This is a genomic window from Chromohalobacter moromii (genome assembly GCF_023091865.1).
Lineage (GTDB): Bacteria > Pseudomonadota > Gammaproteobacteria > Pseudomonadales > Halomonadaceae > Chromohalobacter > Chromohalobacter moromii.
Genome location: NZ_JAHXDI010000001.1, coordinates 940,166 through 961,301, shown reverse-complemented (window position 1 = coordinate 961,301; position 21,136 = coordinate 940,166). Strand labels below are relative to the sequence as shown.

17 protein-coding genes and 1 pseudogene are annotated in these 21,136 nt (G+C 55.1%); 7 read left to right on the top strand and 11 right to left on the bottom strand.

The features are described 5' to 3' along the window. Both KZO83_RS04295 and KZO83_RS04290 read left to right on the top strand, forming a co-directional pair. Complete coding sequence (locus tag KZO83_RS04295; protein ID WP_247619872.1) at positions 1-870, top strand: branched-chain amino acid ABC transporter permease; 870 nt, start codon at positions 1-3, stop codon at positions 868-870. Then, positions 870-1,814: a branched-chain amino acid ABC transporter permease gene (locus KZO83_RS04290; RefSeq protein ID WP_247619871.1), complete on the top strand. Its 945-nt coding sequence runs from the start codon at positions 870-872 to the stop codon at positions 1,812-1,814. The genes KZO83_RS04295 and KZO83_RS04290 overlap by 1 nt, the downstream gene beginning before the upstream one ends. Before the next feature lie 146 nt (positions 1,815-1,960). Here KZO83_RS04290 and KZO83_RS04285 read toward each other — a convergent pair whose 3' ends face one another. The 4 genes from KZO83_RS04285 to KZO83_RS04270 form a co-directional block, all read right to left on the bottom strand. Then, on the bottom strand, positions 1,961-3,175 hold the full coding sequence (locus KZO83_RS04285) for an ABC transporter substrate-binding protein (RefSeq protein WP_246895608.1): 1,215 nt from the start codon (positions 3,173-3,175) through the stop codon (positions 1,961-1,963). A gap of 146 nt (positions 3,176-3,321) precedes the next feature. Beyond that, positions 3,322-4,272 (bottom strand): CDF family Co(II)/Ni(II) efflux transporter DmeF, encoded by a 951-nt coding sequence (gene dmeF / locus KZO83_RS04280; protein WP_246895607.1) that lies wholly within the window; start codon positions 4,270-4,272, stop codon positions 3,322-3,324. Positions 4,273-4,555: 283 nt separating this feature from the next. Then, on the bottom strand, positions 4,556-4,879 hold the full coding sequence (locus KZO83_RS04275) for a helix-turn-helix domain-containing transcriptional regulator (protein WP_075368950.1): 324 nt from the start codon (positions 4,877-4,879) through the stop codon (positions 4,556-4,558). Between the two features lies 1 nt (position 4,880). Continuing rightward, a complete protein-coding gene (locus KZO83_RS04270) occupies positions 4,881-5,222 on the bottom strand; it encodes a type II toxin-antitoxin system RelE/ParE family toxin (protein WP_075368951.1) in 342 nt (113 codons plus the stop codon). 230 nt (positions 5,223-5,452) lie between these two features. Between KZO83_RS04270 and KZO83_RS04265 the strand changes: the two genes are divergently transcribed. From KZO83_RS04265 to KZO83_RS04250, 4 genes and pseudogenes are all read left to right on the top strand, one after another. Further along, positions 5,453-5,977 carry a cytochrome b gene (locus tag KZO83_RS04265; RefSeq protein WP_175575855.1) on the top strand — a complete coding sequence of 175 codons (525 nt, stop codon included), beginning with the start codon at positions 5,453-5,455 and terminating at the stop codon, positions 5,975-5,977. A gap of 210 nt (positions 5,978-6,187) precedes the next feature. Further along, positions 6,188-7,264, top strand: coding sequence for a type I restriction endonuclease (locus tag KZO83_RS04260; RefSeq protein WP_247619870.1), 1,077 nt, complete (start codon positions 6,188-6,190; stop codon positions 7,262-7,264). Between the two features lie 78 nt (positions 7,265-7,342). Beyond that, complete coding sequence (locus tag KZO83_RS04255) at positions 7,343-7,714, top strand: transposase (RefSeq protein ID WP_247619869.1); 372 nt, start codon at positions 7,343-7,345, stop codon at positions 7,712-7,714. Continuing rightward, positions 7,693-8,523, top strand: a pseudogene (locus tag KZO83_RS04250) (IS3 family transposase); the annotation flags it as partial. The gene KZO83_RS04255 and the pseudogene KZO83_RS04250, both read left to right, overlap by 22 nt. Before the next feature lie 493 nt (positions 8,524-9,016). On the opposite strand, the gene KZO83_RS04245 reads toward KZO83_RS04250, so the two are convergent. Then, entirely contained in the window at positions 9,017-9,142 is a 126-nt protein-coding gene (locus tag KZO83_RS04245; RefSeq protein WP_247619868.1) for a transposase, read from the bottom strand. Positions 9,143-9,325: 183 nt separating this feature from the next. Between KZO83_RS04245 and KZO83_RS16390 the strand changes: the two genes are divergently transcribed. Then, positions 9,326-9,430, top strand: a complete 105-nt coding sequence (locus tag KZO83_RS16390; RefSeq protein WP_336296567.1) for a hypothetical protein — start codon at positions 9,326-9,328, stop codon at positions 9,428-9,430. 216 nt (positions 9,431-9,646) lie between these two features. Here KZO83_RS16390 and KZO83_RS04240 read toward each other — a convergent pair whose 3' ends face one another. The 6 genes from KZO83_RS04240 to KZO83_RS04215 all read right to left on the bottom strand — a co-directional run bounded on the left by KZO83_RS04240 (position 9,647) and on the right by KZO83_RS04215 (position 21,121). Continuing rightward, a complete protein-coding gene (locus KZO83_RS04240; RefSeq protein ID WP_247619867.1) occupies positions 9,647-10,768 on the bottom strand; it encodes a hypothetical protein in 1,122 nt (373 codons plus the stop codon). A gap of 32 nt (positions 10,769-10,800) precedes the next feature. Further along, positions 10,801-11,547 carry a YaaW family protein gene (locus KZO83_RS04235; protein WP_247619866.1) on the bottom strand — a complete coding sequence of 249 codons (747 nt, stop codon included), beginning with the start codon at positions 11,545-11,547 and terminating at the stop codon, positions 10,801-10,803. A 127-nt stretch (positions 11,548-11,674) separates the two neighbouring features. Continuing rightward, positions 11,675-15,451 (bottom strand): helicase-related protein, encoded by a 3,777-nt coding sequence (locus KZO83_RS04230; protein WP_247619865.1) that lies wholly within the window; start codon positions 15,449-15,451, stop codon positions 11,675-11,677. Between the two features lie 52 nt (positions 15,452-15,503). Next, positions 15,504-16,184 (bottom strand): RNA ligase family protein, encoded by a 681-nt coding sequence (locus KZO83_RS04225; protein WP_247619864.1) that lies wholly within the window; start codon positions 16,182-16,184, stop codon positions 15,504-15,506. 18 nt (positions 16,185-16,202) lie between these two features. Then, positions 16,203-17,915, bottom strand: coding sequence for a DUF262 domain-containing protein (locus tag KZO83_RS04220; RefSeq protein WP_247619863.1), 1,713 nt, complete (start codon positions 17,913-17,915; stop codon positions 16,203-16,205). Positions 17,916-17,932: 17 nt separating this feature from the next. After that, positions 17,933-21,121, bottom strand: a complete 3,189-nt coding sequence (locus KZO83_RS04215; RefSeq protein WP_247619862.1) for a DUF1156 domain-containing protein — start codon at positions 21,119-21,121, stop codon at positions 17,933-17,935. Between the last annotated feature and the right edge of the window lie 15 nt (positions 21,122-21,136).

Sequence of the window (21,136 nt, the reverse complement as noted above, 5' to 3'; positions counted from 1 at the left end):
ATGACCGATATCCTGCAACTTCTCATCTATGGCCTGGTATTGGGCAGCGTCCTGACCATGGGCGCGATCGGCGTGTCGATGATCTTCGGCATCCTGCGCTTCGCGCACTTCGCGCATGGCGACTTCATGACCCTGGGCGCCTACCTCGGCCTCTCCTTCATCTCGGCCTTCGGCCTGAGTTCGTGGTGGGCGCTGCCCGCGGCGATGGTCGGCATGGCGGTGATCGCGGTATTCATCGACCAGGTACTCTACCGACGCATCCGGCGTACCCAGCCGGTGATTCTGCTGATCGCCTCGTTCGGCATGGCGTTGATCCTGCGCAGCCTGGTGCAACTGATCTGGGGGTCCGACAACCAGACCTACACCTCGGGCATCCAGTTTCCGTGGCAACTCGACTGGCTGGGCGGCATGCGGCTCAAGCCCGATCATCTATGGATCATGCTGATCTCGCTGGGCCTGGTCGCCGGCGTGCATCTGTTCCTGACGCGCACCCGGCTGGGCAAGGCGATGCGCGCGATGTCCGACAACATGGACCTGGCGCTGGTCTCGGGGATTCCCGCCGAGCGCGTGATCATGGTCACCTGGGTGATCGGCGGGGCGCTGGCAGGCGCGGCCGGCGTGTTCCTGGGCATCGACACGCGCCTGCATCCGGTGATGGGTTGGACCACTCTGCTGCCGGTGTTCGCGGCAGCGATTCTCGGCGGCATCGGCCGGCCCTACGGCGCCATCGCCGGCGGCATGATCATCGGCGTGTCGATGGAGATGTCGACGCTGCTGATTCCCGCCGCCTACAAGCCCGCCGTGGCCTTCGCGATCATGGTCGGCATGCTCATCCTGCGTCCGCAGGGCATCTTCAAGGGGACTGTGTGATGGAACTTTCCGGCATCGCCTCGTACCTGATCTCGTTTCTGACCTTTGCCGGCGTCTACGCCGTCCTCGCGCTGGGCCTCAACATGCAGTGGGGCTTCACCGGTCAGTTCAACATCGGCATCGCTGGCTTCTTCGCGGTCGGCGCCTATACCAGTGCGATCCTCACCACACCGTCTAGCCCTGCCTACCTAGGCGGCTTCGGCATGCCGTTTCTGATCGGCCTGGCCGGCGCGGTCATCGCCTCGACGCTGCTCGGGCTGGTCGTCGGCCTGATCACCGCGCGGCTGCGCACCGACTACCTGGCCATCGCCTCGATCGGCATCGCCGAGATGGTCCGCCTGTTCGTCAAGAACGAGGATTGGTTGACCAACGGCGTACGCGGCATCGCCGGCATCGAGCGGCCGTTCGCTGACACCGTGCTGGATAGCCCGCTCACCTACCTGGTGATCGTGGCACTGTTCGTTGTCGGGGTATATTTCCTGGTCGAGCGCGCCTACGCCTCGCCCTGGGGCCGCGTGCTGCGCGCCATTCGCGAGAATGAGCCGGCCACCGCGGCGGCCGGCAAGTCGATCGCCGGCTTCCGACTGCAGGCATTCGTGCTGGGCTCGGCGATCATGGGCCTAGGTGGCGGGCTCTATGCCCACTTCTTCGGCTTTCTCAGCCCCGAGGCGTTCATGCCGCTATACGGCACCTTCCTGGTCTGGGTGATGCTGATCGCCGGCGGCAGCGGCAACAATCGTGGCGCGATTCTCGGCGCCGTCCTGGTATGGGGCGTGTGGTCGGGTACCGAATTGCTCACCGGGCTGCTGCCCACCGAGTACGCCACCCAAGGCGCGGCGATGCGCGTGTTGCTGATCGGGGTACTGCTGCAGGTAATCCTGGTCACTCGGCCCGAGGGGGTACTCCCCGAGAAACCGCCCAAGCTGATCGCCAGAAAGCGCTGAGCATCTGCTTCAGCGGCCTCGCCCGATACTTCTCCTGTCATGACAGTCACGACAACGCCCGGCCTGAGCCGGGCGTTGCGTGAATGGCGATAGAGCCGAAACGTTCGTCGCGACGGCCAGATGGTTCCCGACCGCCTGACGAGCGATTACATCTTGGGTTCGAAGATCCGCTCGGTCACCACTTCGCCATCCTTGAAGGTCCACTCGCCGAAGGTTCCCGGCACGTCACCGTTATCGTCGAAGTTGACCGAACCGGATGCGCCTTCGTAATCGATTTCCTTGCCTTCCTCGAGCAGCTTGGCGGCTTTCTCGAACTCACCCGGACCGACCTGCTCGCCCGGCGGATTGGCCACCGCGCGCAGTTGGTCGCGAATCGCCACGCTGTCGGTGGAACCCGCCGCCTGAGCCGCCAGCGACAACAGATAGAAGGCGTCGTAAGCGGTATCCAGATAAGGTTTGGGCGGCAGCGAGTCGTATTCGCTCTCATAGGCGCTGCTGAAATGCTGGGCGCCCGGCGAGTCGGCACGCGCCTGCGGCACGGTGCCTACCGAGCCCTCGAGGTATTGAGCGCCCAGGTTATCGACCAGCTCGGGCGCCTTCATGCCATCGGTGAACACGAAGTTCCTGAAGAAACCGCCTTCCAGCGCCTGACGCAGGATGGTTTGTCCATTCTCCGGATAGCCGACCAGGACCAGCGCCTCTGCATCGTCGCTGGCCGCCTGCTGCAGTTCACCGCGATAGGCCGCCTGGCCCTGCTCGTAGGCTACCGTGGCGGAAACCGCTCCCCCCGCCTTTTCGAAAGCCTGGGTGAAGGCCTCGGCCAGTCCTTTGCCGTAGTCGTTGTTGATATAGATGATGCTGACATTTTCATAGCCCTTCTCCTGAGTCACCTCGGAGAGCGCTACGCCCTGAAAGGCATCCGACGGCACGGTCCGGAACAGGAAGTCGTCGTCATCCAGCGAGGTGATCACCGGCGAAGTCGAGGCGCTGCTGATCTGCGGTATCTGCCCGGCCTTGGAAACGCTCTGCGCCACGGGAATGGTCACCCCACTGGAGAGTGCGCCCATGATCGCGCTGACGCCTTCGATATTGACCAGCTTCTGAGCCGCAGCGACACCGGGCTGCGGTGAAGTCTGGGTGTCGCCACTGCTGATCGCGACGTCTTCACCGAGTACGCCGCCGGCGGCATTGATCTCCTTGGCCGCGAGTTGCGCCGCCTTGAGCGCGGGTTCGCCATAGCTTTGCAGGTCGCCGGTCAGCGGCACCAGCACACCGATCTTGAGCGGCTCGGCCATGGCAGAAAGACTGGTGGCCAGGGCCACCGCGGAAATAGCACCGATAAGCGGTTTCTTGACGGTCATTGCAGAAGACTCCTTGTGCAGACCTTAATTGTTGATTGATCGGCGGGTATGACCCTTCATTTTGCTATCAACCCGACGTCCAGCATAAGCGGATCGCTGACATTAGACAAAGATAGCGGCCTCGATATGAGGCCACTTCTGCTGGATCATGCGGCTTGCGGATGGCGATGCCCGGCGCACTGCTCCACTTCGAATGTGACATGCACCAGTTGGGGCAGTCGCTGTCGTACCCTATCCCGGTAGTCATGCGGTGTTGCAGGCGCATCGGAGACGATCGCAATAATGCCGGCATAGATGCCCGGCCCGATCGACCAGACATGAAGATCGCTGATCCGGTCACTCGAGCCAATTTCAATGACATCTCGGATTTTCTCATCGAGCTCATGCACTTGGCGGTCCAGCAATACCTGGCTGGTATCGCGAAGCAATCCCCAGGACCAGCGGGTTATCAGGATGGCCCCCACGATGCCCATGACCGGATCCATCCACTGCAACCCAAGGTACTTCGCTGCCAGCAAGGCGAAGATTGCCAGCAGGGATGTCAAGGCGTCCGCTAGCACGTGGAAATAGGCGGAGCGTCGGTTATGGTCATGCTCATGATGGTGATTCTGCCCACCGTGACCGGCTTCATGGTCATGCCCGTGCGCCCCCAGAATCCAGGCAGAAATGCCATTCACCACCAGCCCGACGCCCGCCACCAGAATGGCTTTATCGAACACGATGGCGACCGGGTTGAAGAAGCGGTTGATGCTTTCAATGCCCATGAAAACCGCAAAGCCCACCAATAATACCGCTCCGGTGAACCCGCCCAGCGCATTGATCTTGCCGGTACCGAAGCTAAAGCGATGATCGCCAGCGTGGCGGCGAGCATACGCATAGGCGAATGCTGCGATGCCCAGGGCCGTGGCATGAGAGCCCATGTGAAGACCATCGGCTAACAAGGCCATCGAGCCATATACCATGCCGGCGAATATCTCGATGAACATCGTGACCAGCGTCAGCAGAACGACGATCAACGTACGGCGCTCTCCCGAGCGGACGCAGTCCTGGTCGAAGACATGGTCGTGCCTCCAGGCGCTGATATCTTGCGTATGCATGGATTCTCCCCGCAGCCATCAGGCAATGACATGTTGCCAACAGGATAGCCAAGAACCGGATATCCGGAATGCCGCAAGGCATGAACGTTGGTGACCAAGTATCGACGCCACACCCTGGCTGATCACGGAAGTGGAAGATTCACTCGATGACAACGGCTTTGGTACGAGGGTGCAGTAGGTGCGAGGTGGGGAAAAAGCGACGAGCGGATAGGCAGGGGCTAGATTTAAAATCGGCAGGGCAATGCCCCGCCGAGTGAGCTACTTTTCGCGTACAGCGCCAGAATCACGCCGCGCTGACAGTATGCACTTCAAGATTAACCTTCAGCGTCTTACGGATCGCACCGATGATCGCAGACAGATTGTCCATGCCGGGATTGCCCGACGGTGACAGCATGCGGTGGAGGCTCTTGCTGGGCTTGCCAATCTCGTTGGCCAGTGCCTCGAACCCCACGGTTGCATTGACCAGGTCGCGGAGCATCGCGCGCGCGGTATCGGGCTCGCCATTGAGAAACAGCGTGACGGCCTCATCCAACATGGCTTTCGCAAACGTTGGATCGCGTTCGACGCGCGCGGCAATCGTCGCCTTGAAATCACGGGTCAGTGCCATTTCACTTCCCTCCCTGCTTCGCCTGGCGCTTGCGCCGCTTGTATTCGTCGCGTAGCGCCTTGGCATTGTCGATATCGGCCTGCTGGCGTTTTTTCGTACCGCCTCCGAACAGAACGATCAGTTGCTCGCCATCACGAGTCAGATAGATGCGATATCCCGGCCCCCAGTCGATTCGATATTCACCGATCCCCTCGAACCACTTGATGTTCGATGTGTTGCCCATCGACATACGGTACTCGGCGGTGGCCACCTTCGCCGCGGCCTGAGCATCGAGCCCTTCAAACCACTCCTGGTAAGGGCTGGCCCCGTCATCACGTAGAAATTCTCGGAGTTCGATCTTCATGGAAGAATGGTAACTTATAAGTTACTAATCGGCAAGCAGATAACCAGATGCAGAGCGAAGGCCTGATAAACGATGGGCAAATGCTGCGATGCCCAAAGCCGTGGCATGAGGGCCCATGTGAAGGCCATCGGCTAACAAGACCATCGAGCCATTATAGCGAAAACATCGATGAGGAAATCTGCATCCAAAGATGCGAATATGAAGCATTATTGTTAATACGGACTTGCGCCATGTTGCGTGACTCACCCAGCCACTACGGCAGCATCACACGATGCCTGCACTGGCTCATCGCGATTCTGGTCATCCTTCAACTGACCAGCTCGTTTTTCAATATTCTGTGGGAGGGGAACGTCTACAGTCAGGCTATCGTGCAGTGGCACACGACCATCGGCGTCGGCATTCTCGCCTTGATGGCCATACGCACGCTGTGGGCCATCTCGCAGCTCAGGCACCGGCCGGAGCACCGTGGCGCACTTCAAAAGGCGGCGATATGGGGTCACGCGCTGATGTATCTGGTGCTGTTGCTGATGCCGCTCTCGGGCATGGCATTCACTTGGGGGCTTGGCTACGGCGTCTATGTCTTCGGCACGGCGTATTGGACCGACGCCGATGTGCCCTGGGCCGCCGCGTTCGGCCAACTCCATGCACCACTTTCCTGGTTCCTCTCCGCGTTGGTGACCGGGCATATCCTCATGGCCGGCTACCACCGGTTGATTCGGCGTGACGACACGCTACACCGGATGCTTGGACGTTAGGCGTTCACGGTATCGTACCGTCTCTATTCTCCCTTGATGGCCCACTTCTCTGCCGCTGCTCGATCAGCGGCCGGGCTTGGTCGCCTGAATAGAACAGCATGGGAGTAGACAGGACGAGGCCCTCATTTGACTTTGGTCTTTTGGTAAATTCAGGAAACTTCGCGTAATGTAAGTTTACCTATACGCCAAAAACTAAACACAGGGGGCATCATGGACTTGAGCGAGAAGCTTTATGGCATCGCACGTCGTGGTGAAGAACAGGTAGAACACATCAAGAACGAGGAAGCGACCAAGACGGCGTTAGTGCTCCCCTTCATCAACTCGCTTGGATACGATCCCTTCGATACCCGAGAGGTAGTGCCAGAATTCACGGCGGATGTAGGCACCAAGAAGGGTGAAAAGGTCGATTACGCCATTCGTGCAGATGGCAACATTTCGATCCTCATGGAATGCAAACCCTTGGGCACCAATCTCGCCAACGTCCAGTACAACCAACTCTACCGTTACTTTTCTTGCACGGATGCAAAATTCGCCATTTTGACGAACGGCTTTGAATACCGCTTCTATTCTGATCTGGACTCCGAGAACAAGCTAGACACGCGCCCCTTCTTCACTTTCAATCTGGAAGACTTTAACGAACAAGATATCGACGAGCTTCAGAAATTCACCAAGCCCAACTTTGATGTTGATGCCATTCTCAGTACGGCCAACCGGCTCAAGTACACCAACCTTGCCAAACAGGCCATTGGCGAAGTCTTTCGAGACATACCAGAAGAATTCGTCAAGTTCGTAGTAGGCAAGATCTACGAGGGTCGCCAGACACGGCAAGTCGTCGAAGAATTCACGCCAATCATCAGGGAAGCAGGCAAGCTCTATATCAAAGAGCAAGTCGCCCAGCGACTACGTGGTGCTCTAGCCAGCAACGATATTGATGCGCCCCACCCTACCTCGACTCCCGAAAGTGCATCGCAAGAGCCCGAGCCTGATGATGATGGCATCATCACTACCCAGGAAGAGATCGACGCCTATAACATCGTTCGATCACTGCTCGCAGAACAGGTCGATGTCAGCCGTATAGCCATGCGCGATGCGAAGTCCTACTGCGCAGTAATCCTCGATGACAACAACCGCAAGCCCATCTACCGCTTCCACTTCAACGCGAAGTCAGTCAAACGGGTAGGCTTCTTCACCGACAAACAAGAAAGCCGCATCGAGATAGACTCCGTCAGCGACCTCTTTCAGCACAAAGATCAACTGAAAACGACTGTGAGCGAATATCTCGAATAACAGGCCCATAGCCCTGAATGGTGGACTTCCCCCGGTTTAGTAGACACGCATCGATAACTCCCACGGAGGAGAAAACCGATGCCCGCAATCATCACGGGGAAGAAAACGCAACGTTACAGCACTGAGTTCAAGGTGAAGGCGGTCGAGTGGAGCCATCAGGCTCACCGAAGCGTCCAAGGGGTCGCGGAAGCGCTGGATATTCACCCGTTCATGCTGTCACGCTGGCGAAAGGAGTACCGAGAGGGAAAATTTGCCATGAAACGGGTCAAGAAAGCGCCTGCCGAGGCCAAGGAAAAGGTCAGGGAGCAGGATGAACTCACCCGCCTCAAACGCCGGATTGCGGAGCTTGAGGAGGAAAACGATGTCCTAAAAAAGTTTCAACGTTTTCAGGCCGAGGAACGACGGAAGCGTTCCGGTTCGTCTGGAAACACCGGCAACGATACAGCGTAAAGTCGCTTTGCCAGCACCTGAGCATTTCACGCTCCGGCTACTACGCCTGGGTCAACCGAAAGCCAAGCAAACGAATGTCCGAGCAGGCTGTGCTGTTGTCCCAGATCCGCAAGATCTACGATGACAGCGGGGGACGATATGGCAGTCCACGGGTTTATCAAGCGTTGCGCCGTGAGGGCGTCACGGTAGGTGAAAACCGGGTTGCGAAGGTGATGCAGCAATGGGGAATGAGGGCGCGTGTTTCCCGTGTCTACCGGCGCTTGGCGAGGCGCCGTCATGAGCTGAAAGCGCTGCCCAATCACCGTTTGGAAGCCTCCGCACCGGACGCTGTCGATCAGCAGTGGAGCAGCGACGTCACCTACATCAAGCTGGGTTCGAAATACGTCTTCCTGGCGGTGGTGCTGGATCTGTTCTCGCGTCGAGTGCTGAGCTGGCGATTGGGTGAGAGACTGAGTGCGGATTTCTCCAGAGCGACCCTGCGAGAGGCTTTCGAATTGCGGCGTCCCGCTGCTGGATTATTGCTTCACACGGATCGAGGTATCGAATACCGGGCCCAAAAGACGCAACGATTGCTAAAACAGCATCGGGTACGTCACAGCATGAACCGCCCGGGCCAATGCACGGACAACGCCGAGGTTGAGTCCTTCTTCAAGACGTTGAAGGGAGAATTGCTGCACGCCACCAGTTTCGTGACGATGCGGCAATTACGGAAACATATAAATCGCTATATTGAAGGCTTTTATAACACCCAACGGCTCCACAGCAGCCTTGGTTACAGGACGCCGCTGGAATTTGAGGATTTGCACTGATGGCGCGTGTCCACTTTTTTGGGGGAAGTCCAATGGTCTCGGGTCAGTGAAGCCTCGTCTCGCCAACATCGTCATGCGCGCACCAATCATCTTGCGGTTCTCGCCCAGTACGCACGCCAGCCGACGATAGCCGTAGCTGGGGAAACGTCCCAGCGCCAGCTTCACCCGGGCCGTCAGTTCCGTATTAACGACACGAGACCGCGCTTTTGGCCGGTAATACAAACTGCGCCGAGGGGATCCCAACCAGCGGCAAAATTTGGCAAGTGATACCACGCGGCCTTCCCAAGCCATTCCCGCCTGCAGCGACCTTACGAATTCTCGTCCTCGTAAAGCAGGTGACGCCACCTCTTTAGTACGTAGATCTGCAAGTGGACCCGCCCAGCACCTCTTTGTTTTCCCGCCAGGCGAACTCGTATTGCTCGCGGATATCCTTGGGACGGGCCTTAAACCCGTTCTCCATGTTGCGCTGGGCTTCATCGATCCAGCCTTCGACCTAGGAGACAGTGAGGTCATGCTGCCGGGCGACCTCAGCGACCGTGGTCTTGCCCTTGAAGATGTCCATGACCGCGGACGCTTTGCGCTTTGCGGTCCATCGCTTGATGGGAGTGTCGTCGTTCATTCTGTCCTCCTGATGACTGCACTATAGCCTGTGCAGTTCTGAAGGGGGTCACTTCAACGTCTCCCCTCAGGTGGCCTGGCTGCTGACCGAGACTTCCCTGGTCGAAGCACAGACCCTCACGCCCCTGCCCGATAGCGACTGGAGGTGAATGTTCCGGACGATCAGCAGACTCTTTGGTGGCTGATGGGGCTCGGCGCTAACGTGGACGTACTGGCTCCAACCGTCTGGCGGCAGGGGATTCTGTCCACAGCCAAGACCATCGTCGCTCGCTCGACGGCCGAAGCATGACGAAACTCGTGGTGACACCGACTCGACCCGACCTGTGTCGTCAGTTGTGCCCAGTAACAGTGGGCGACGACGAAAGGATCAGTGTAGGGGGCGAAGCGGGCACATATCCAATCAGCACCTTCCTGGTCCCAGCAACAATATCTGCAAATTTAGCATAATTATAAATCAATCAATACTAATAAAATACCTGATGCCAGTCGAAAGTTCCTAGTCAGGTCATTGAGCATAGCACTGCTCTATTTTCCCTTCGTTAACCCTGACGAAAATCTCTACTGGACTTTCATTCTCAATAAGGCACGCCTCATTGCTACTTATACCAAACCTGGCTTTATTCAAAAAGTCATGTAAAAACTCTTCCTCCCACTCTAGAAGAGAAATCCTATTGGCAAATTGCTCAGACTTTGTTTCAAATATGGAAGACGTGGAATCTATTGCAGGTCGAATGGAAGCCAAGAAGGCACTTACATCTTCATTAAAAAACTTGTCTGCTATATTTTTTAGATGGGCATACCTGGCTTTTGCTAATTCGCTCTCACCAGGGAAGTAAGCCAGCAACCTACAAGCAAGAATTCGTGAAGAAAAACAGAGCCACCACTGTTGCAAAACATCAGACATTTCTGCTTGTCGTTTCAGTATCCCCTGCCTGACACTTTTTCCGAAAAAATCAAACTTTTTGGGAGAAAATATTTTATCGTCCGAAAAGTCTTGGACATCTTGAGTTAGATGGTGCTGCACCTGTGCAAGGTTGCTTTCAAACTCTTCTAGCTGTTGGCGAACATGTGGTGAAGCTTTGCCGCCAATCACCACTGGCGAGACTTGTTGGAGGTATTCAACAGTGCCTGTTATTTTCGACCTTCTTTCATTCTCCTGAAATGCCTTAATCTTTTCAATACCATCTTTTATTTCTATCAGCTTTTCATTTATGTCAGCAAGATGTTTTTGTGCAACCACTGCAGATGCAATATTAAACACTGCATTGGCACCAATTAACTGAGATAGGCCATCCGCCTCATATAGCCTAGCATGTTCAGTGAATTGATTTTTTGAATCTCGTACAAAGGCTCTCAACCCATCCCCGTCTGCAGCTGAGCTCAGGGGGCCGTTGACAACCACTTTCATTATCTTCTCACTGCTTTCCTTCCCTTTAATTAACACCCCAGGAATTGCCTGAAACAATGGTGACAGCCTATCTACCCCAGATTCCTCGATATTGATTTTGTGTTTTTTATTAAAACTGTGGTCATTTTCTAATGCATAAAACTTTATCAATGGTGCTTCGCTGGTAGCACCTAACGCTACCACTGGAGCCTTTTCACCCTCATAACTGGGCTGTCGCATAATCACCTCCTCTTAAGTTAGCAAATATATACTTAAGTATTATTCTGAATTGACTTCTGCCGTATATATGCAATTTGCACGGCGCATGGCGTGGTTACTCGATAAGCCTGCCGAGAAAGCCCATATGCACCCGCGGCGGCAGTTAAGAACCCCCCAGCCACCCCTCCAGCAATCCCAAGTGGTATTCTAGACAGCAAAGTCTTTACGCCAAGGCCAAGGCTAGGTGCTCTTCCAAGTATAGATGCAAAACCGCCAGAAAGAATTTTAGCCATGGTAAGAGAAGACAGGTTCTCATTCGCAATCTTTTCTTTTATATGCGACACCCCCAACCCATCTCTTACAACACTAAAACCAAACTGCCGAGCAAGGGATTCTTTTTCTTCGTCCGTCATGTTCTCCCATGCTTTTTCAGCAACCTTATTTAAAAGCTTAATTTCTATATCTTCAACGCTATCAGTATCTGAACGTACACACCCCAAGCTTTCAGTCACATCTTTCAATATTTCTGCGTAAGGGACGCCGTTTCTTCTAAAGGTATTAGCAAAGCTATTCCCGCCAAAACATTGAATCTCACGAATAAGCAATCTAATAATAGCTTCTGAATATTTCCTTTTCTCCTGAGCATTACATAGCTGTATTCGAACCGATTTCGGAAGAGAAATGCGTCCTTTTCCATTATCGGTCAAATGATCGATCAACAGTGATATATCCTCTTTGTCTGCATTCATCAGCAGCTCAAGAAGATCCTCGTCCCCTCTTATGTCAAGAGTATTTTCCATCATGCATCCTTGTCACCCGAAGTGTAATAATGAAAAAATTAATATCCATATCGGCAGAGATATATAATTATTTAATAGTTTTTATATATCGAGACATCCGAACAAGACATTGCGAGAGAAACCAACTTCACCCCCCCGAAAATTCTTTTGCATATGCAGCCAACCTCTTTGCCACATCATGACTAGTCCGACTGTCTTTTTTCATATCTCCTAGCTGCCTGAATATGACATCTCGAGCTGCACTTAACAGCAGAGGATCCGCATCGACTGTTAGCCCATCATTCTTTTGTAACACTGGCCACAAAAGCTTGTCCTTCAACACCAGCATTCCACTACGATCCGTCGCATCAAATTTCAGATGCACTCGTTGTCCATGTCGGTTGTTGACATCAGATCGGAACTGATCAATCTCAGCAATCTGGTTATTAGCTGTATCGGGGTTGGGTTTTAGCTTCAGCTCAGCGAGGCTGGCGGATACCGTATCCAGCATGACTCTCTGCTGACGCCCTATCCGGTCATCTTGTCGTTTCGCTAACGGGAGGAAGCGCTCTACTAGCTCAATCTCGGGTTCTTCACCAATTTCAATGCCAAAGGCTTCCTCGAAGGTTTCCAGGTCATGGTCAGCTACGCGCACTGATGCCAGTGGTTTGCGCGACTGCCATGCGGCTTGCACAGATTCCAGTGGTTGCAGCATGTAATCCAGCAGCTTCTCAAAGACAGGGTCGCCAAAGGTCGCAAAGTGCAGCCTGCGATAATCAGATTCCCCAAGGCCATGCTCATAGAGCCACCGGGAGGTCGTCAGCAATACTTCCTTAGGTAACCCGGGGACGTCGACCACCCGGTAAGCATCCCCATGCTTGAAGCTTTCGATGCCGCCTCCCAGAGCCCTGAGATACTGACTCTCGCTAATGGCCCGCCAGATATCCTCCAGAGTCGCCGGCATCGGCTCTGCACGACGCTGGGCCTCGAGATGCTCATAGGCCGCCTTCTGCTCTTCCGCCTTGAACTCCGTGAGCTGTTGTCGCTCCTTGATGCGCTCGGCATGCCGCTGGGCTCGGCGAATCAGCTCCTCTTCATCAATCTTGTCCTCTTCACCTTCTGCCTTGGCGTAATCCTCGAAATCCTCTGGCTGGATGGGCAGGAGCGAGAATTGCAGCTCGCCGGATACAGTAAGTGCCTCACGGAAACGCCTGACCAAGCGCGAGTACACCACCTCCTCCACGCTATCCTGGTAGAGGTAGTTAAGCACGTGAATGTGCTCGTGATGCTGACCGATACGATCGATGCGGCCGATGCGCTGCTCCAGCATCATCGGATTCCACGGCAGATCGAAGTTGATCAGCAGGTCAGCGCTCTGCAGGTTCAAACCTTCTGCTGCCGCATCTGTACATAGCAGGATGTCGATATTGCCAGCGACGAAACGTTGCTTGATCGTCGTGCGATCAAGCCTTTCAGGATGGTACTCACCAGCACGGCGCAGGGTACCACCAGCTCCGGAGAAGGTGCCGATTGGACATCCAGGGAGTAGCCGCCTCAACTCGTCATGAAGGTAGTTCATGGTGTCGGCGTAGCGTGTAAACAGTACCAACTGCCGTACACGGTCAGTGCCATTGGTTCGTCGCTTTTCGATGTCCTTCAGCAACTGCTGCATCTTAGACGGCATCGTCGGGAGCCGGTCCATTGTGGAAATCAAACGGGCTACAGCGCCCTGCTCCCACGTCAGGTCACTTTCGGTGCGATGCTTGAGGATCAACCCTTCGACCTCTTCATCAAGTAGCTCTTCCAACTCTTCCCGGTCGGCGCCGCTATTGGCGAACTGCTGCGCCTTGTGGTCGAGAGTCTGCTGGATCTTTTCCAGTCGCCGCTCGAGAGAGCAGCGCAGTGCATGGAAGGAGGACGAATAACGGAGGCGCAGGAAGCTGAGGTAGAAACCGATAGCTGCCCTCTGTTGACCCTCTTCTATGTTGGCCGCCATATGGCTGGCCAATTCGGCACAGTAAGCCTGAAGCTCGTCATAGACCTCACGCTCCACCCTAGCAAGCGGGATGATGCCCGGGTGGACTTCCCGCCAGGCCAGGTTAGCGTTCAGCAAGCCCTCTCGCTGGTAAGCACGCAGGAGCGAGCGGGTGTGGCGAAGCATGCTACGTCCCAGTGGTGCCAGTAAGCTCAGCGCCGGTTGAACTTCATCCCAGCTCAACGGGTCCAGCCCGCGATCAGTAAAATCCCCCAGCCCTGTTTTGCCAAACAGACTCAGCACATGATCATTTACGAACTTCCACTGCTCGGGCGATGAGGCGCGGACATTGTTCAGGTAGCGACGTAGCCACTCGCTTTCGTAGTCCGCCATGGGATCGTTGTTCAGCAGCTTGTCCCGGACCCGGTAGAAGATCTCGCATAGGTCTTCGGAGAACTGTACGGCACCTGCAGAGGGCATCAGCTTCAGCAGATCAAAGGCCTCGACCCGATTGAGCTGCATCGGTGTCGCCGTGGCCAGCAGCAGGGTCCGTGAGTTGCCATACAGCGAGCTCTGCAGCTCCTGATAGAGCTTATTGAAGCGAGGCATGGTGGTCTGGTTATCGGGCGTCTGGCGCCTGGCCTTGTGGGCCTCATCCACCAGTACCAGGTCCGTCTCTGGCAAATTCGCCAGCAATCGCCCCCCATGGCGGTTGATAACCAGGCCAGTAGAGACGATCTCCAGCGGGGCATCGAACATCTGGCCATCGCCCTGGATAGGCTCGCCGCTGAGCATGTCAAGACACTCCCAGCGTCCCTTTCGACTCGTGCGCCTCACGAAGGGCAGGAAGAACTTCTCGGCCATCTCAACCAACCACTGCGAGGTCAACGAGGCAGGCGCGAACACCCGTATTGAGCTGGCACGGCCACTGAGCCATAGGGCGCGGAAAGCCAGGCCCGCCTCGATGGTCTTGCCGAGACCTACCTCATCACAGAGCAGATGGTTACGTGGATATGTGTCCAGCAAGCGGCTGGCCACGAAGCGCTGATGCGGCCATGGCTCAATGGGAGTGGTCTCGATCCCGACTCGTTCGCCACCGGGAAGCAATGGTGCCAGACGGATCATGGCGAAGCGAAGGCGCTCGGATAAGCTCGGCTTGAGCTCGTCTTTTTCACGGACTTCATGTGAATCCCGCGACATGGGCGTGCCATCGATCTCAAACAGCTCACTGGTGCTACTGGCGATTTTCACCAGCTCGGCCTTGACCGCCTCAGGCAGAGAGAACGTCTTGATAGCAGGATGCTTCCCCTCCCAAAGAGCGAGAAAGCTGCGATGCTTTTGTACGAAGAGCTTACGATTCCACTCTTCCCACGAGGGCTGGACGGTGATGTTTTCGGCATTGATGGCAAGCGCCGTTCGAGATTCGTTCAACGAACCCGAAATGAATAGCTCATCCTGACCATCGCCAATAATGGCCCACTTTTCATGCAGGTAGCCATCTTGGGCAAACTCCATTGACTGAGGGGTTCCGTTCTGCGCATGCACACGTAGCCCCACCCGAATGGTCAGATGGCCATGAGCCACCATCCATGCCAACAGTTCGACGCCATGGCGTAATGCGGTGGGCCATTGTTGGGAGGACTCTAACTCGGCCAGCATCACCTGACTGGCACGCTGCTCATCGCCCTGCAGAATCGCGGCGGCATCTTCAGGGTCGAGCTGCATGCCTACCACGAGGCGCGCCACACCACCGTTTTCGACGAAATGCGAAAAGCCTTGTGACGCCGCTGCAAGCGACGAAGACGTGAAATAGCCGGCGACACGATCATAGCGGGTCGACCGTCTCAGCGCCGGGATATAGAAGTCGTGCAGCACATCGACAAGCTTGCCATCCTCACGGATATCGGAGGTGGCATAGCTGGGCTCCCAGTCGAAATTACGAATTGCCATGTTTGGCCTCATTCACTAAGTTCTGCCCTGTGTAGCTCGACCAGCATACGACTCAAGAGAGAAGCTCATTCCACTCCAAGGCCCTTGACCGCCAGTGCTCCTCGATTTGTTGCACAAAATCAGGGTGAACCAGCTTGGCGCGGTGTTCACACCACTTTGGCCCATCCTGGCGGATCACGAGGCCTTCCAGCTTGCCATTCCGGTAGGCGCTGCGACCGGTATGCACCAGAGCTTCCAACTCCTTGACGGTGAAACACCTCCGCTTGAGTAGCGGCACAACAGATAGGCCGAGCCGACTGGCCAAGGCATTGCGTCTATCGTGGTTCCAGAATCGCTGGGCCTGACGGTCGTAAACATCGAAAATCAGGAACCAATCCGGCAAGGCGGCATAATCCAGCGAGTGGCGCGCTGCGCACCACTCGCCGAATAGAATGACGTGACCGGGTAGGTGCTGCTGGAACACCGCGAGGTGTTGCATCAGCCACTGGTTCAGGCGAGAGAACTGGCCGCGGTAAGGCGCCTCGAGATAGGCACCACGATTCTGCATACGCAGCTGGCCTTCATCTCCCCAGGAAATGCCCAAATTGGCACCGTCGAGCTTCTCCTCAGCCAGCACGTCGCCAGCTAGCAGCGCCTCGATCTCGGGGGGATCGAGCAGTTTGTCGTCGCGGGACTCTCCCTCGCCGAGCCAGACAAGGTGCGGTGTATGGGGGAAGCGGAAGAATCCAGTCATAGCCAGCAAGCCCTCAAGTTAGAGAATTTCGAGATCGTCCCATGTTAAGCCAGTTTTTAGTGCCCATTTCTCAGCAAATAGGTTAATCAGAAACTTTTGCCGAGTTTTTACAGTAACTGGCTTCCAGTCACTATGATTAAGGACGTCTGTCGATATTGCATAATTTGACACTCCTGTTCGAGACCTAAAATACCGATCCTTTTTTTGTAAAAAATCATAGTTAGATGCCTCTGAGTTCTTTTTACGACTTAATAGCAATAGATTTCCAATGCGATCGACCCAATCCTCACGCTGCTCATCGCTCCAGTCCTTACGCCATTGAGACTGTGTGGCAGGATTTTGTGGCAAAACATGTTCGATTGTTTTAGTTCTTTCGCGATAACTCACATACTGATCGGACATAAAGGCATCAAGGCGCATCATGATGTACAAACGGAGCCTTCCTGAATAGCGATAAACATGGCTGTTCAGCCAATATAATGTATCTCGACGCTCATTGTGGTCCAGATCAAGTGCTGAGCCTTCTACCAAGAGATCCTTGCCCTCCTCTAGCTCGTGGAGCACATCACCAAAGCGATTGATGCGCGGGGTAGCATAAACGCCACGGATAAATAAGCTTGCCCCCAGACGCTCTAGCTTTTCAAGGTGCGCCCTAAGCTTATCCGTATCGGTATCGAAACGACGAATAAGCTCCATCGCCACTGGTATCCAATCGCTGTTATTCAGATAGTGTAGCCACTCGATTAACTCATTAACTCTGTTAGCATTTTCCTCGCTTTTGAAACTTCGAGTCATGATAACTTCAAGCGTATCCGTGTAAGGCAACAGCACATCATCAAGTAATTTCTTTCCACTGACGCTCGGTTTCACTACATAATCAGTAAATTCATCAAGAACAGAACGACGATACTTCTCCTTACGAAAAATCATCCTAACATGAGCAAAAAGGTCATTAAAATTATCACGTCCTAAGCGTTCTTCCATATCTTCCCATAGTTCAGTATACCCCTCTCTCTCATGCTCCCCGATGCTACTGACAATGTTGGCTTTCAAAATATCTGAAGGGGCGAGCTCCAGGCCGCGGTCATTCATTACTGAGAAAATACGGTATGCCGATTTGAAGTTTTCGGTTGTCACTAGGACCAACAGGCATTTCTGAACGACAAATTGTCCAAATTGACCTACCAATTCGTCATCAATATCCGCCAGCCGGTTCTGAAAGGCCCGGGCATTATTAATTATATTAAGCTTGGAGTCTTTGTACCGACTGGCATCGAGATTCGCCAGCTCCTCAATCCCCCCGGGGCTTTGAATATACTTTTCAAAAAAGCTGAGATCTTTTTTGCGCAGAAAAAGGCGGGGTTTAGGGGAAAGATCCAGAGTGATATCCCCTGGCTCCATAATGTACTTATCGAAGGCGCCGCCCCACTTAGTGTGGCTTTTAAGCCGATCACGAATGGCAGCAAGCAAAATGGTCAACGTAGTCAGCCGTTGCTGGCCATCCACGACATCCGTTTGGTTTGACTGATCACTTTTAATAAGAACTACACTGCCAAGGAAATACTCTTCGCTCTTATCTTCCTGCTCACGAAACGTCCAGAGATCATCCAAAAGCTCTTCAGCATGTTCGGCCTGCCATGAGTAAGGCCGTTGGTAGTCTGGTATTTCAAACTGAAAATCGCTTGAAAACACTTTATGCAGTTTAAGTTCTGCTCCCTTAATAGAGCTCATACAACCTCCTTGTAAAATTAGAGTTCGTAGTCGATCAGCTGGGCTTCGCGCTTGAGCTCGTCGTCGCGGCATTCCTTGGCCCACACTTTGAGTAGACCGCGCAGAGCCTCGCTGTCGCGCTTGCCATGCTGAGCCAGGAAGTTACGTGCTGCGACGATGCCGCCGTCGCGGTAGGTGACGATTAACCCACCCAGCACATCCCACAGGGTCTGGGGGTTATCCAGGCGCGCAGCGGCACGCTCTTCCGGCTTGAGCAGACGCAGCTTGTTACCCTTGATGGCCAGCGGAGCGGCGCGCTCGTCTTCGCCGACGTTGGCGTTGGCGTTGGCGTTGGCGTTGGCGTAGGCGTAGGCCACCATGTCGTCGCTGACTCGGTAGTTGCCGTTGCGGTTCTGCAGGCGGAAGCTGAGGGACCGACTCATCTGCAGAGCGTCATCGAAGGCGAAATCGCCCAGACCGTTGATACCGAGCGCAATCACCGCCAGGCGGGATTCGGCATCCAGGTCGTCGACGGTGACGAGGCCACCGGAAAGCCGGCTGACCTCTTCCTCGGCCACCACGCGGGCCGCTTCTTGCATGGCGCGGGTGGGGGGTACGTCCTCGTCGCCATCCTGCACCGGCCAGTGGGCGGAGTAGACGCGCAGCGCTCGGCCCCAGGAGGCGATCATGCGGTCGACGGGGTTGAGCTTGAGGCGCTCGAACTCTCCCAGGCCTTCACGCACCGCGGTTTCCAGTTTTCCCTTCACTTCGTACGCCCAGCTGGAGGGCTCACGCTCATGGCGTTCAGCCGGACGGCAGGCAATAAAGATGGTGGAAGCCGCCGAAGCCATATTCATCTGGTGGGTGGAATAGCCGCTTTCCGACTCAACCGGCATGCAGGCCGTAATGTCCCACCCTGCCTGGATCAAGGCATTGGTCAGCGTTTCCCAGGCATCGGAGCTCTTGTGGGTAAACATCAGCGTCATGATGCCGTCCGGCTTCAGCACCCGCTTGCTCTCGGCAAAGATGCCCTGCATCAGCTCCTCGTAGCGCCCCTTGGCACTCTTGGCTGACCCATCACGAGCTGGATTGGCGACAGCCTCCAGCGCTTTATCAGTCACTTCCTGATCAAACCAGCCTGGATACAAATCACCCAACGTCTTTTTCTGCCAGACGTAGTAGAAGTCGGAGAGCTCACTGTATTGGACGTTGTCATAATAAGGCGGATCCATTACAACGGCATCAACACTTTCCTTGGCGACATTAGACATATCTGTCGCCGACCCTTGAATCTGCAATATATCACCGTCCTCGACACCGAGAGCACTCCGCTCTTTCACCAGCTCTGCTAACCCCTTATAGGCATCGGTCGCTTGAGAAAGGCCCCATTTAAACCCTGAAGAGGGTCCAGCATACACCATCTCACCGAAGGTCCACTTCAAGGAAAAGTCATGTCGACCAAAGCCGCCTTTAATGACACCCCGAGTATACTCCCAACGAGTCTGTCGGCTGTTATAGTCAACGATCTTATCGATCGCGAACTGAAGGTAGGTAATCAGCGCTCGCCCTTTTTCTTCTCCTAACTCTGAAAGAATCGACGGCTTCGCCTCTTGAAGAGCCTCCATTACCGTCAAGTGACCAAGCAGCTGTCGTGGAGTAAACAGATCTGCCCAGGTTGGCATGCCATAGTTGACCGGGCGCATGTCGTTACCAGGCGGAAATGGCTCGTTAGGAACCAGGCCCTTCATCTCAAACTCGAGATGACGCTCTTCCAGCTCCTGCTCTGCCGCCTGTAGCGCTTCAAAATCTTTCTGATTCGCCGCACGGAAGTAACGCATCTTGCCTGTCTTGATCTCTCCCTTCCGCTCACCTGAGGCGAAGCGCTGCACCTTGCCATGTTTGTCGAGCTTGGGCTCGATACGGATGCCGACCACGCAGTAGAGCACGTCCTTCCATTTGCCCAGCTCAGACTCGCCACGGGCCTGGCGCTTGATCTCATCACCCGAGATCGCCTGGTGGCAGTGGACGCATTGACCCACGCCACGGCTAACGGTTCCAGCATCCAGGTCCTCACCATTTGGGCCGCGATTGCCGCTTGTCATCTCGAAGGGCTCAAAGCGCACCGTCCTGTCGGGCTGGGGTTTGACCGCCACGCCCCATTTCTCGCCTTCTTTCGAGAGCCACAGGGAGTTGAGCAGCGGAGCATCGCCGGCACAGTGGGGACAGGTCACCTGTCGGCAATAAAGATAAGACGCATCTCGATTAACTGCTTTAGGGTGCGACAGATCAATTTCAGCATCGCAGCTAGGGAAAAAAGGCCGCATCTTTTCGTCGAGGGAAGATTCAAGGAGCTCCCCCCAACGCCTAATATCCTGCAGCAGCTCACTGCCAAAACGCACCGGAAAGTCTAGAGTAGCTTTGAGTATGATGCTGGCAACAGGGTTAAGCTCATTTGCGATGACTTTATGGCCGAGGCGAAGCGCCTCGAAAGGGATAGAGCCGCCACCAGAAGTGGGATCCAGAATCACCTTGGGCTCTTTGGTAAGCGGTGCTGCATTCTGGTACGCACGATCATAGCCGTAAAGGTTCGGCACCCTCACCCCTGCTTGCTTGGCAAGCTCCATTAGTTCCTTGAACCAGGCAGGGTCGCCCATTTCTTCATGAACGTGGAGCCTTTCTCCCTGCTGCGGCAGATAAGGGAAATCCTGAACTAGCTGTTGCCATTTCTGTATAGCTTCTTCCTCTGCAAGCTCAGGCGTCTTATCGAGCATTTTCCTGATTAAGACCTGCTGTTCGGAGCGTGCTTCCTGCTCCTTTATCAAGGCACGGTGAATGACCCCATCCACTTCTAGTATCGCTTGACCATCACGCACAGTAACCCGATCACGAAGCTTGGCTTCACCCAGAACCCACCCAACGCCACCAACCTTGGCTACTTGCAGTCGAATCCCAAGGCTTTTCACAAACTCCTCAGAGTCGGCATCAGCAGGCAGCAGAGAGGCCAGGATGGCCGCGCGGCTGGGCGTCAGGGGGCGCCGTGCCCACCAAACGTGCAGATAATAGAGCGGCGGCAACGCCGAGCTGGCACCTCGCTCACGCTGGGTTTCCGCTCCCACCTGGTGGCAGGGGAACCCAGCTTCAATCAGGCGCTGATCGTCGATCAATGACTGGGCGGTGCTGGTAGTCGGCATGCTGGTAGCAGTCAGGCCTGATTCGTTGACGTCCATACGGTTGCTTCCTCT

Coding starts and splice junctions, on each gene's coding strand:
- KZO83_RS04255 (WP_247619869.1), top strand. CDS start 7,343: ATGCCCGCAATCATCACGGGGAAGAAAACGCAACGTTACAGCACTGAG.
- KZO83_RS04275 (WP_075368950.1), bottom strand. CDS start 4,879: ATGGCACTGACCCGTGATTTCAAGGCGACGATTGCCGCGCGCGTCGAA.
- KZO83_RS04240 (WP_247619867.1), bottom strand. CDS start 10,768: ATGCGACAGCCCAGTTATGAGGGTGAAAAGGCTCCAGTGGTAGCGTTA.
- KZO83_RS04260 (WP_247619870.1), top strand. CDS start 6,188: ATGGACTTGAGCGAGAAGCTTTATGGCATCGCACGTCGTGGTGAAGAA.
- KZO83_RS16390 (WP_336296567.1), top strand. CDS start 9,326: ATGGGGCTCGGCGCTAACGTGGACGTACTGGCTCCAACCGTCTGGCGG.
- KZO83_RS04220 (WP_247619863.1), bottom strand. CDS start 17,915: ATGAGCTCTATTAAGGGAGCAGAACTTAAACTGCATAAAGTGTTTTCA.
- KZO83_RS04270 (WP_075368951.1), bottom strand. CDS start 5,222: ATGAAGATCGAACTCCGAGAATTTCTACGTGATGACGGGGCCAGCCCT.
- KZO83_RS04245 (WP_247619868.1), bottom strand. CDS start 9,142: ATGAACGACGACACTCCCATCAAGCGATGGACCGCAAAGCGCAAAGCG.
- dmeF (WP_246895607.1), bottom strand. CDS start 4,272: ATGCATACGCAAGATATCAGCGCCTGGAGGCACGACCATGTCTTCGAC.
- KZO83_RS04215 (WP_247619862.1), bottom strand. CDS start 21,121: ATGGACGTCAACGAATCAGGCCTGACTGCTACCAGCATGCCGACTACC.
- KZO83_RS04235 (WP_247619866.1), bottom strand. CDS start 11,547: ATGGAAAATACTCTTGACATAAGAGGGGACGAGGATCTTCTTGAGCTG.
- KZO83_RS04295 (WP_247619872.1), top strand. CDS start 1: ATGACCGATATCCTGCAACTTCTCATCTATGGCCTGGTATTGGGCAGC.
- KZO83_RS04265 (WP_175575855.1), top strand. CDS start 5,453: ATGTTGCGTGACTCACCCAGCCACTACGGCAGCATCACACGATGCCTG.
- KZO83_RS04225 (WP_247619864.1), bottom strand. CDS start 16,184: ATGACTGGATTCTTCCGCTTCCCCCATACACCGCACCTTGTCTGGCTC.
- KZO83_RS04290 (WP_247619871.1), top strand. CDS start 870: ATGGAACTTTCCGGCATCGCCTCGTACCTGATCTCGTTTCTGACCTTT.
- KZO83_RS04230 (WP_247619865.1), bottom strand. CDS start 15,451: ATGGCAATTCGTAATTTCGACTGGGAGCCCAGCTATGCCACCTCCGAT.
- KZO83_RS04285 (WP_246895608.1), bottom strand. CDS start 3,175: ATGACCGTCAAGAAACCGCTTATCGGTGCTATTTCCGCGGTGGCCCTG.